This window comes from Hymenobacter sp. UYP22 (assembly GCF_040547285.1).
Classification (GTDB): Bacteria; Bacteroidota; Bacteroidia; order Cytophagales; family Hymenobacteraceae; genus Hymenobacter.
Genome location: NZ_JBEPPK010000001.1, coordinates 459,863 through 471,495 on the forward strand (window position 1 = coordinate 459,863; position 11,633 = coordinate 471,495).

At 61.7% G+C, this 11,633-nt stretch carries 8 protein-coding genes; 7 read left to right on the forward strand and 1 reads right to left on the reverse strand.

The features are described from left to right. Positions 1-69 precede the first annotated feature (69 nt). Positions 70-1,056 (forward strand): enhanced serine sensitivity protein SseB C-terminal domain-containing protein, encoded by a 987-nt coding sequence (locus tag ABIB60_RS02085; RefSeq protein WP_354577382.1) that lies wholly within the window; start codon positions 70-72, stop codon positions 1,054-1,056. Between the two features lie 62 nt (positions 1,057-1,118). Here ABIB60_RS02085 and ABIB60_RS02090 read toward each other — a convergent pair whose 3' ends face one another. After that, complete coding sequence (locus ABIB60_RS02090; RefSeq protein ID WP_354577383.1) at positions 1,119-1,646, reverse strand: DUF2062 domain-containing protein; 528 nt, start codon at positions 1,644-1,646, stop codon at positions 1,119-1,121. A 108-nt stretch (positions 1,647-1,754) separates the two neighbouring features. Between ABIB60_RS02090 and ABIB60_RS02095 the strand changes: the two genes are divergently transcribed. The 6 genes from ABIB60_RS02095 to ABIB60_RS02120 all read left to right on the forward strand — a co-directional run bounded on the left by ABIB60_RS02095 (position 1,755) and on the right by ABIB60_RS02120 (position 11,336). Then, complete coding sequence (locus ABIB60_RS02095) at positions 1,755-2,696, forward strand: YihY/virulence factor BrkB family protein (RefSeq protein ID WP_354577384.1); 942 nt, start codon at positions 1,755-1,757, stop codon at positions 2,694-2,696. 110 nt (positions 2,697-2,806) lie between these two features. Then, positions 2,807-4,201, forward strand: coding sequence for a DEAD/DEAH box helicase (locus tag ABIB60_RS02100; protein WP_354577385.1), 1,395 nt, complete (start codon positions 2,807-2,809; stop codon positions 4,199-4,201). A 328-nt stretch (positions 4,202-4,529) separates the two neighbouring features. Next, positions 4,530-5,123, forward strand: coding sequence for an RNA polymerase sigma-70 factor (locus ABIB60_RS02105; RefSeq protein ID WP_354577386.1), 594 nt, complete (start codon positions 4,530-4,532; stop codon positions 5,121-5,123). Positions 5,124-5,290: 167 nt separating this feature from the next. Continuing rightward, on the forward strand, positions 5,291-6,328 hold the full coding sequence (locus tag ABIB60_RS02110) for a FecR family protein (RefSeq protein ID WP_354577387.1): 1,038 nt from the start codon (positions 5,291-5,293) through the stop codon (positions 6,326-6,328). Positions 6,329-6,394: 66 nt separating this feature from the next. Beyond that, complete coding sequence (locus tag ABIB60_RS02115) at positions 6,395-9,805, forward strand: SusC/RagA family TonB-linked outer membrane protein (RefSeq protein ID WP_354577388.1); 3,411 nt, start codon at positions 6,395-6,397, stop codon at positions 9,803-9,805. A gap of 19 nt (positions 9,806-9,824) precedes the next feature. Continuing rightward, positions 9,825-11,336, forward strand: coding sequence for a RagB/SusD family nutrient uptake outer membrane protein (locus ABIB60_RS02120; protein ID WP_354577390.1), 1,512 nt, complete (start codon positions 9,825-9,827; stop codon positions 11,334-11,336). Positions 11,337-11,633: the final 297 nt, after the last annotated feature.

Sequence of the window (11,633 nt, forward strand, 5' to 3'; positions counted from 1 at the left end):
TTCACCCTTCACAATTTCACCTTTACCAGCAAACCTGCTTAGCTTGCATCTTCATCTGTTTGTTTTGTTATGGGTCTGTTTGACTTCCTGAAAAAGAAAGACGAGGGCACTCCCGCTCCCGCCTCTACTCCCACCCCCGGCGCTACTCCTTCCCCCGAAGCTCCTGCCTCAGATTCGGGCAAGCCAGCTGGCCCCCGCTACAAAGGCTCCAATTACCAAATGCCCGCTGCGCCGGCCCCCGCGCCTACGCCGTTTATTCCGCCGGCCCCGCCCATTCCGCTGCCCGGCGTGGGTGAGCCCATGGCCCCCCAGCTACCCGATTTTCAGCCGCTCAACATTCTGGAGCAGTTGCTGATGCAAGCCGCCGTGGAGCCGCAGTTCCGCACCCCCTTCTACCAGGCTCTGCTGGGCGAGGAGGTGACGGTGGTAATGGCCGCTCAGGAGGGCTTGGAGCCCGGAGAGGTAACGCCCACCGAAGGCATGGAAATTCAGCTGCAGGCCTTGCACGATGGTAAAATTGCCGTTTTCACTGCCCCCGAGCGAATTCATGACAATGGAGCCGTACCTGAGGGCAGCGTAACCTTCCTGCGCCTGCGGGGCCACGACTTCTTCACGATGGTGAAAGGGGCCGACTGCGCCCTCAACCCCTTCTCGGCAGTGGGCAAGCTGCTGGAAGCGGCCGAAATTGATGCCCTGCTGGCGGGTCAGCTGTTTGAGGCCCCGCCCCAGCAGGATATGCAGGTTTCCCTCCACGACCCCGAGCCGGAGCCCCTGGCCCTCAAAGAGGCTCTGCGCGAGTACAGCGCCGGCCGCCCCCAGGTGGAGGCCGTGTTCCTGACCGAGATGCGCATGCAGCACAACCCTCAGGAAAGCCGCCTGCTGCTCGCCTTCCAAACCGAAGACCAAGACCCCGCTTTCCTGCAGGATCTGGGCCCCATCATCCAGGGCAACATCGGCGAGGCCCAGTTCGTGGATCTGATGCTGATTGACCCCAACTCGGAGGAGCCGCTGATTCAATACCTGCTCAACTCGGAGCCCGTGTACAAGCGGGCTTAATATCGAGCCAGCTTGTCTTACGACATAAAAAAGTCCCCGTAACGCAGGTTACGGGGACTTTTTTATGCCTCCTTCTCAAGCGGCTTTCGGCGGGCCATGACATGGGTTAGGATGGGGCGTAAGAGCAGATACAGAACGGGCCCGAGGATACAGCAGGCTCCGGCCCAGAGCGCCAGCCCCCCCAATATAGCGTGCCACAGCAGCCGCAGGGCTCCCAGGGTGTCGTGGCTGAATAAGTATTGAAGCTTTTCCAGGGTAAGTGCCGGCCCGTTGCTACCCCATAGCCGGGCTCCCTGGCTTATCAATGGTATCAGGAGCAGCAGTTGTACCGGGCTCCAGAGGTGAGCAATCAGCAACGTGGCGGCCACGTTCAGGCGTAGGCGTACGGCCAGGGCCGTTGCCATTAGGGTAGTAATGCCCAGCATCGGTACCAGGCCGGTGGCCGTACCCAGCACAATGGTAAGGGCCAGCTGCTGGGGGGTAAGGCCCTGTTTGAGCAGGTTGAGCAGGGGCTGTAGCAGCTTGCGGCGCCACCAGCTGGTGGGCGGCTCGGGGGAGGCCGGAACGAGTAAGGGAGACGGCTGCGGCACAAGTAAAATAGTTGCTGAAAAAAGAGGCTGGGTGATGCCACTACCGGGTGCTACCTTCGTAACTCGGCTTCTGTGCGGCGGCTCGCCCGCAGGTAGTACGCGCCTCCCATGACAAAAGTACACCCGCCCGGCCATGCAGGCCGGCATCCTCTGCGTGATTTCGTGATTCTGCTGCGCCGGGCGGCCCGGGAGTTTGCCGCCAACGACCCCCTCCGGCTGGGCGCGGCCACGGCTTTCTTCACCACGTTTGCCCTGCCGCCCATTGTCATCATCCTGATTCAGCTGCTGGGCTCCCTGTATTCCCGCTCCCAGGTGCGGGTGCTGCTGCTCACCAAGCTCTCGGGGTTGCTGGGCTCCTCGGCGGCGGGCCTGGTGGAGCAGATTCTGCAAAACGTGACCAATATTCAGCGTAGTCGGCTGGTTACCTGGCTGGGGTTTGCGTTTCTGCTGTTTATTGCCACCACCCTGTTCGGGGTTATTCAGAACTCACTTAACCAGCTCTGGCAGGTGCGGGTGCGGCGCAGTACCGGGCAGTTTCGCAAGGTGTTCAAGGAGCGGAGCCGCTCTTTGGGGCTGCTGCTGGTTACGGGGCTGCTCTCCCTGCTGGCGTTTCTCTCCGACGCGGCCCTGGCCTTTCTCTCCCACTACGCCCAGGAGTTTGGGGCCGCGTTTTCCTCAGTGCTGTTTCAGGTGGGCAACCAGCTGTTTTCCCTGCTGATTCTGACGGCCTGGTGCGGGGTGACGTTTCGCAACCTGAGCAGCGCCAAGGTTCCCCCCAAAGCGGTGTGGCGCGGGGCTTTGCTCACGGCCGTGCTCATTGATTTGGGGGAAAATGCGCTGGGCCTGTTGCTGGTACCCCGCAACCTGGGGCCTATTTACGGGCCGGCTTCCAGTGTAGTGCTGGTGCTGCTGTTCGTATTCTACTCGGCCATGATTTTCTACTTCGGGGCCTGCTTCACCAAAGCCTACGCCCACTACACCGGCCTCGATATCCGCCCCAAGAAAACGGCCGTGCGCTACAAGCTGGTGGATGTGACGGAGGAGGATTGAGTGAATGCACGGGTGAATGATAGCACTGTCTTCCTGAGCATTCCGCCCGTTCAACACTTCCTGTATTCACCCGTGCATAAAGCGTACCTTTGCGGGTAGAAAAACCGCTTATGACTTCGACTACTGCTTCCTTTGCCGACCTGGGGTTGGCCCCCGAACTGCTGCAAGCCCTGGAAGAGCTGCAATTCCTGACCCCCACGGCCGTGCAGGAGCAGGTAGTGCCCATGGCCCTGGCCGGGCAGGACGTGGCGGGCCAGGCGCCCACCGGCTCGGGCAAAACGGCCGCCTACGGCCTGTCGGTACTGCAAACCCTTGATCTGAAGCTGGATGCCGTGCAGGTGATTGTGCTGGTGCCCGCCCGCGAGCTGGCTCTGCAGGTGCGCGACGCCCTCAAAAAACTCGGCAAATACCTGCCCAACCTGCGGGTGGCGGCCTTCTACGGGGGCCACGCCTTCCGCGAGGAAACGGCCTCCCTCACCCAGGCCCCGCACGTGGTGGTGGCCACCCCCGGCCGCCTGCTCGACCACTTTGAGCGGCGCACCATCATCCCCAACAAGCTCAAAACCCTGATTCTGGACGAGGCCGACAAGCTGCTGGAGCTGGGTTTTCAGGATGAGCTGGTGGAAATTGTGAAGCGCCTGCCCCGGCAGCGCCAGACGCTGCTGTTCTCGGCTACCATGTCGGATAAGGTGGTGGAGTTGATTCGTAAGAACCTAACCCGCCCCCGGGTGGTAAACGCCGGCGAAGACACCGACGAGCTACCCGAAAACCTGACCCTGCTGGGCCACGTGGGGCCGCTCGACAAGAAGCCCGCCGCCCTGCTGCACCTGCTCAACAAGCCCGAAACCGGCCGCGCCCTTATCTTCTGCAACACCCGCGAGAAGTGCATGGAGCTGACCCGCTTCCTGGTGGGCCGGGGCGTGGCGGCCGAGGTGCTGCACGGCAAAATGCCCCAGCCCGAGCGGGACAAGGCCCTGCTGAAGCTGCGCAACGGCTCCAGCCAGGTCCTGGTAGCCACCGACGTGGCTGCCCGCGGCATTGACGTAACCCAGTTGGATACCGTGGTGCAGTACGATGCGCCTGATAAAGCCGACGCGTTTCAGCACCGGGCTGGCCGCACGGCCCGCGCTGGCGCCGAGGGCACGGCTCACATTCTGGTGACGGACAAGGAACTGGCCCACGTGAAGAAGTGGCCCGTGGCGGCCAGTATCCGGTGGCAGCAGATGCACGCGCCCAAGCTGCCCCCCGCCGCGCCCAAAGCGCCCCGCCCCGAGAACGTAACCCTGCACGTAACCGCGGGCAAGAAGGACAAAGTAAGCGCCCACGACTTGGTGGGGGCCTTTGTGAACGTGGGCGGTGTAACCCGCGAGGAGGTAGGCCACATCGAAGTATTCGACTATTACAGCTACGTGGCCGTGCCCCGCAACCAAGCCGAAGCCGTGGCCGAGCGCCTGGCCGGCGCGAAGGTAAAGGGCAAGAAAATACGCGTGTCGGTGGTGGCTTAGCATCCGGCAGTGCTAGAGCGTGTGCAGAGTTGATAAACTGTCCTGCCTGGAACGTCCTGCAGAGCATGTGGCGCCTGGAGCCAGGGACGAAGCATCTTGCGTGCTGCTGTCTGGAGTAGTCTGGCAACCTCAGCACGCGAGATGCTTCGCCTCCGGCTCTGCAGGACGTTCTTACGCAACTGTCCTCACAGCTTAGCAGCAGCGGCTTGGTTTGCACCGTACGGTAAACCGGGCCGCTGCGGCCGAGCTTGCGTTTCGGGGGTGGGCTTGTTTGTGGTTAGCTGGAAAAAACGACTAACTTGACCTACATTTCAAAGTCTTTCCCGCGTTGGAAGTAGCCCATCCAGATTCGGAATTACAGTGGTTGAGCCGGCTGCGCCAGGACGATCCGCGGGCCTTTGATGCCTTGTTTCGGCAGTACAGCGCCCGGGTATACCGTTTCGCGTATGGCTACCTGAAATCGGGGCCGGCGGCGGAAGAAATTGTGCAGGACTGCTTTCTGAAGATCTGGGAACGACGCGCCGACTTGCGCGACGACGTACCCCTGAAAGGCTACTTGTTCACGGTGGCCCATCACCTCATCCTGAACCAGTTGCGCCAGTCGCGCTACCAGCAGCTATACCAGGAGTACGCGCTGCTGGCCGGTACCTCCCCCTCTACCAGCACCGATACCGACGTGGCATTTGCCGAGCTGGAAACGCTGTACTCGGCGGCCCTGGAAAAGCTTCCCCCCAAGCGTCGCCAGATCTTTACGCTGAGCCGCCAGCAGGGCCTTTCGTATGCGGAAATTGCGCAGGAGCTGGGTATTTCCATCAAAACCGTGGAAACCCAGATGGCCCAGGCCCTGCACTTCATGCGCCAGTATTTTCAGGCCCACGGTACGGCACTCGTGCTACTGCCGCTGCTGTTGCTATTAGCCTAGCTGTTTCCTTCTCTGGGATGTTTGCTTGATGTTTGCAGGCACCGTAGTAAGGCATTGATTTACAATATGATACAAATTGGCTACAGATTTTCTGAAAATAATGTAGTGGCGGAGTAGGGGTAGCAGCCGGGTTGAGTGTAGTACTCTTTGCAACAACTCTACTCCGCATGGCTCCCACGCCTACTCCAGACACTTTCTTCCGGTACGTGGAAGGCTCCACCTCCCCCGCCGAATCGGCGGCGGTACGGGCCTGGCTGTGCGAACCCGCCAACCAACTCCTGGCCCGCGTGTGGATGGAGGAGCATTGGAACACCGTGGATATCCGGCCCAACAGCCTTATTCCCGAGCCCGACTACGAGGCCATGCTGGGCGGCCTGCACCAGCGCCTGGGCCTCCCCCCCCACCTGCAACTGGTGCCGGCCGAAGAAGAGCCGCAGGAAGTTTCCCGGTCTTCGCGCTGGCGCTACTGGGCGGCGGCCGCGGCCACAGCCGGCATTATGGCCCTGAGTGGCAGCGTATACTGGCAGTATCGGCAGCCCGCCGCTCCGGCGGCCTACGCCACTACTTTCGGCCAGACCAGCGTGCTGCACCTGCCCGACGGCACGGATGTGACGCTGAACGGCAACTCCACCATCCGCTACGCCGTGGAGGCCTCCGACGACAAGCCCCGGGAAGTGTGGCTGAACGGGGAAGCGTACTTCTCGGTGCGCCACCTGCCCACCAACCAGCGCTTTGTGGTGCACACCGACGGGGGGATGAACGTGGAGGTACTGGGCACCAAGTTCACCGTGTTTCGGCGGCGGCAGGAGTCGCGGGTGGTGCTGCTCTCGGGCAAGGTGCGGGTTGCTTTTGCCGATGCCAGCCGGCCGGCCGTGGTTATGAAGCCCGGCGAGCTGGTAGAAACCCAGGATGCCAAAACCGCCGCCGTAGTGCACGTACCTGTGCAAACCGACACCTACGCGGCCTGGAAAGATGCCAAGCTGGTTCTCAACAACACTTCCATTACGGACCTGGCCACCCGCCTGCACGATACCTACGGGCTGCAGGTAACCATTGCCTCGCCCAGCCTGAATGAGCGGCGCATGACCGGTACGGTACCAGTGCGCGACCTGGACCTGCTGCTTCGGTCCCTGGAAGAGACATTTCACCTCAAAATTGACCGTCAGGACGACCACCTGACCCTCTCTGATCCTTCTGCCCGCTAGGGCATCCGCCCCTTTATTTGGATGCTGTAACGGCTTCACTTTTACTTTTTCCCACCATTCCCACCAATGAACCCAACCCCTACCCGCCTGGGTGGCGGCCTGGCGTCCACGGCCCTGTCGGCCTGTGCGCTGCTGCTGCCCGCACCGGGGGCCACGGCCTCCGCGCAACTGCTAGCGTCCAATCACATTACCAATCAGCGCCCAGCAGCGCCGGTTGAAGCGGTTCTGCTTAAGGACTTGCTTGGGCAATGGGAAACCCAGTACGGCGTCACCATCTTTTATGATGCCACGCTGGTGAGCAACAAGCGGGTAATTGCCCGCCCGGAAGCCGCTCCACTGGAAGACAAGCTCACGGAAGTATTACCCCAGGCCGACCTCAGCTATAAAAAGCTCCGCGCCGACTATTACGTGCTGGTAGCCCCCAGCGCCCGTGCAAAGTCTGGTACGGCCAACGCCCTCGCCGATGTACCGGTTTCGGGCCGCGTAACTCAGTCCAATGGCGAAGGGTTGCCGGGTGTAACGGTAGTAGTTAAAGGCACCAGCATCGGTACCTCTACCGGCGCCGACGGTTCCTTTTCGCTGAACGTGCCGGAGGGCAGCACCCTGGTATTCAGCTCCATTGGCTTCAAGAGCCGGGAGGTAGCCGTAACCGGGGCCAACGCCAGCCTGAGTGTGAGCCTCGACACCGACGCGGCAGCCCTAAGCGAGGTAGTAGTAGTAGGCTACGGCACCCAGGCCCGGCAGGAGCTGACTACCTCGGTAGCCTCCGTGGGTGCCCAGCAGATTGAGCGCCAGCGCGTGGCCGGCTTCGACCAGGCCTTGCAGGGCCAGGCCCCCGGCGTGCAGGTAACGGCTCCTTCCGGGGCGCCGGGTGCCGGTATTAACGTGCGCATCCGGGGCAACAGCTCCCTGACCGGCAGCAACTCGCCGCTGTACGTCATTGATGGGGTACCCGTGCTACCCACTTATGACCGGGAGCTGAGCGTGGGCAACCAGAAGCCTAACCCGCTCAACACCATCAACCCGGCCGATATTGAGTCGATTGATGTGCTGAAAGATGGGGCCGCCGCGGCTATTTACGGTGTGCGGGCCTCCAACGGGGTAGTGGTTATTACCACCAAGCGGGGCAAATCGGGCAAGCCCCAGGTGGGTTTTAATGCCTACTACGGTGTGCAGAGCCTGCGCAAAAAGCTGGACGTGCTCAACGCCCGCCAGTTTGCCGAGTACTTCAATGAGTCGCAGATTAATGGCGGCCAGGCCCCGGGCTTCCCCAACCTGAGCAACCTGCCCTACGACACCGACTGGCAGGATGAAGTGTACCGCACGGCTGCCATTCAGAACTACCAGGTGAACGTGAGCGGGGGCACCGACCGGACGCACTACTACGTGGGTGGCGGCTACTTCAAGCAGGATGGCATCATTCTGAACTCGGGCTTCGACCGCTTCAACTTCAAGCTGAACTTCGACCAAAAGGCCGGCGACAAGTTCAAAGTAGGCACCAACCTCAACCTGAGCCGCACCAATACCAATGGCTCGGTCCGCTCGGAGCTGGGCCTGGGCAACTCGGGCACGGTACTGGGCACGCTGGCCCAGATTCCGACGGTACCCGTGCGCGACGCCAACGGCCTGTACGGCACCAACCCCTTCTCCCTCTCCGACAACCCCGTAGGCAACCTGCTGGAAACCAGCAACAAGGCTCTTACTTACCAGGTAATCGGCAATGTGTTCGGGGAGTACAACGTGCTGAAGAACCTGACGGTGCGCTCCTCCTTGGGTATCGACTTCCGGACCCAGCTCGAAAACGAGTTCATCACCCGCGACTACCCGGGCACTTCCCGCGCCAACGCTTCCACCCGGGGCAGCGGCCGCACGGGCACTACCCTGCAGAGCATCTGGCTCTGGGAAAACACCGCTACCTACACCCCCAACCTGGGCGACCGGCACAGCCTGCAGCTGCTGGCCGGCCAGTCTATTCAGGAGTCGAACCGCTTCGCTTCCAACGCCTCGGTGCGGGGCTACGCCTCCAACGCCGTACCCTACCTCTCGGCCGGTACGGAGCGCCTGGGTACCAGCAGCTACGAGGAAGAGTGGGGTCTGACCAGCTTGTTTGCCCGCGCCATCTACAGCTTCGATGACCGGTACCTAGCTACCCTGAGCCTGCGCCGCGACGGCACCAGCCGCTTCGACGACCATTTTGGCTATTTCCCGGCCGTGGCCCTGGGCTGGCGCATTTCTAAGGAAGGCTTCTTCCCCCAGAACACGCCCATATCGGACCTAAAGCTGCGCGGCAGCTTTGGGGCCAACGGTAACCAGGAGCTCGGCTACACGTACCAGCGCTTCAGCTCCTACGTGGTGGGCTCCAACTATGTGGGCAACGGCACATCCGTGCAGGGCGGCATCCGGCCCGACCGGATTGGCAACCGGGGCCTGAAGTGGGAAACCTCCTACCAGTACAACGTGGGCCTGGACCTGGGCATGTTCCAGGATCGGCTGGTGCTGAACGTAGACGCCTACCGTAAGCGGGCCGAAGACCTGCTGCTGAGCGTGCCGCTGGCCCCCAGCACCGGAGCGCAGGTGCTGGACATTATTCAGAACGTGGGCTCGGTGGAAAACAAGGGTCTGGAATTCAACCTGGCCACCACCAACGTGGAAGGCAAGGACGGCGGGTTCTCCTGGACGACCAACCTGAACGCCTCCCTCAACCGCAACAAAGTGCTGGACCTGGGCACCCAGTTCAACGCCCAGAACCAGCTGATTGAGCGCACCATCTTCAACGACAACAGTGTTTCCCAAAAGGGGCAGCCTTTAGGCGCTTTCTACGGTTTCCAGGTGCAGGGCATCTTCCAGTCGGCGGATGAAGTGCGGGGCGCGGCTACGCAACCCGGCAACCCCCAGCCCGGGGATATCCGCTTCGTGGATACCAATGGCGACAAAGTCATCAACAACGAGGACCGCACTATTATCGGCAACCCCAACCCCAAGCTCATCGGGGGCGTCACCAATACCTTCTCCTTCAAAGGCCTGGACTTGAGCGTGTTCTTCCAGGGCAGCTTCGGCAACGACATCTACAACGCCAACCGCCAGGCCTTGGAGTCGTTGGGTGGGCCAGTGAACCAGCTGACTACCGTGCTGGACCGCTGGACGCCCACCAACACCGATACCAGCATTCCGCGGGCTGTATTTGGCGACCCCAACGGCAACGGCCGCTTCTCCTCGCGCTGGATTGAGGATGGCAGCTACGTGCGCCTGAAAAACCTGACGCTGGGCTACACCCTGCCCGCCAGCCTCATCAGCAAGGCCCGTTTCAGCGGGTTGCGCGTGTACGTGAGCGGCCAGAACCTGCTGACGTGGACGGACTACTCGGGCTACGACCCCGAGGTTAGCGCCGACCCCTTCTCCTCCACCAGCATCGGCCGCGACTTTGGCGTGTACCCCCAGGCACGCACCTACACCGTTGGTTTGAACGCTACTTTCTAAGCCGAGCCCGCCCCTTCCCATGAAAAAGATAGTCATTCCCGTTTTTGCCCTGGTGCTCCTGGGCAGCTGCGACGTCCTGGATAAGCAGCCCTTGCCCAGCATTGCCCCCGAAAACTTCTTTAAGTCGGCTGATGATGCCGAAGCGGGCCTTACTGCCGCCTACGATGCCCTGCAGGGCACCGGCCTATATAGCCAAGACCTGATTGTGGTGGGTGAAATGCCCTCCGATAACTGCACCAGCACCAATGGCGACGTAACCGCCCTGGACCGCCTCACCTGGACGCCTACCACCGGGCAGGTATACAACATCTGGCGCGACTCTTACCTGGGCATTGACCGGGCTAATGCGGTGCTGAAATACGTGCCGAACATTTCGATGGCGGCCGAGCGCAAAAACCAGATTCTGGGCGAGGCCTACTTCCTGCGGGCCTTGCACTACTACAACCTGGTGCGCCTGTACGGGGCCGTGCCCCTGCGCCTGGAGCCCACCGAAAGCGGGGAGCCGTCGGTAGTATCGCTGCCGCGCACTTCCCCCGAAACGGTGTACGCCCAAATTGCTACCGACCTGAATACGGCCGACGGCCTGATTGGCAAAACCAACCCCAACCGCGCCACCACCGGGGCCGTGAATGCCCTGCTAACGAAAGCCCTACTCACCCAGCGCAAGTGGGCCGAAGCGGCCGCGGCGGCCAACAAGGTAATTACCGGCGGTGGCTACTCCCTGGCTCCCAGCTTCAAAAGCCTGTACCCGGCCGAAAACCGGGCCCCGGAAACCATCCTGGAAGTGCAGAACCAGGGCACGCCCGATGGCAACAACATTCTGCCCGATTTGCTGCTGCCCTCGCCCCCGGCAACCTACTCCTTCCCCAAGTTCAACATTCCTACGGCCGAGCTGCTGCAGTACGCCGACACGGCTACTTACCCCGCCGGTGCCGCCAAGCAAACGGACCGCCGCTGGGCCCGCCTCTCCACCTCCACCGTTACGGCCGACAACGTGGTGTACGTGCGCCGCGACCACGCCAGCTTTGTGGCTAGCACCAGCAGCAACTCCCGCGCCAGTGCCAACGACCTGGGCCCCTTCGTGTACAAGTGGCCGGGCGCGCCCAACGGTTTCAACAGCCCCGACAACACCTATATTCTGCGCTACGCCGATGTACTGCTGATGTACGCCGAAGCCGTGAACGAGCAGAACGGTCCCACGGCTGATGCCTTGGATAAGCTCAACCAAATACGCACTCGAGCGGGCCTTGCGGCCCTTACTGCCGCCTCGCCCCAGGCTGCCAGCAAGAAAAGCTTACGCGACGAAATTGACCGGCAGCGCCGCCTGGAGATGGCCTTTGAAGGGGAGCGGTGGTATGATTTGATCCGGTATGCCCGCCACAACCAGGCAGAGCCCGGCGCCCACACCACCACGGCCCTGGATATTATCGAGCAGCGCCTGACCCGCCGCGACGCGAATTATTTGCTGTTCCCCGTACCCCAGGCCGAGCTCAACAACAACGCCCAGGCTCAGCAAAACCCAGGCTACTAACCCAGCGGTGCGGTACCGGCCGGGCCGTGGCAACTGCCGGGCCGGTTACCTGCCCGGGGCAATACGCAGGCGGGCGGAGTTTTTCGTTGTTTCTTATCCGAAAAGCCCAGGCTCGGTTTTGCAATAATGCCCTTCCTGACTACTGAAAGCGGCGTTTTTCGAGTGTGTGGTAAGCGTTTAAACGGCACTTGCGGAGCCACTACACTGGCTTTGAAGGTTTGTTTTCTGCCGCCCTCAACCGATATATTTGATTCGGTTGCCCACCACGCCCAACGCCGCTTTTCACTGCGGCGCCTC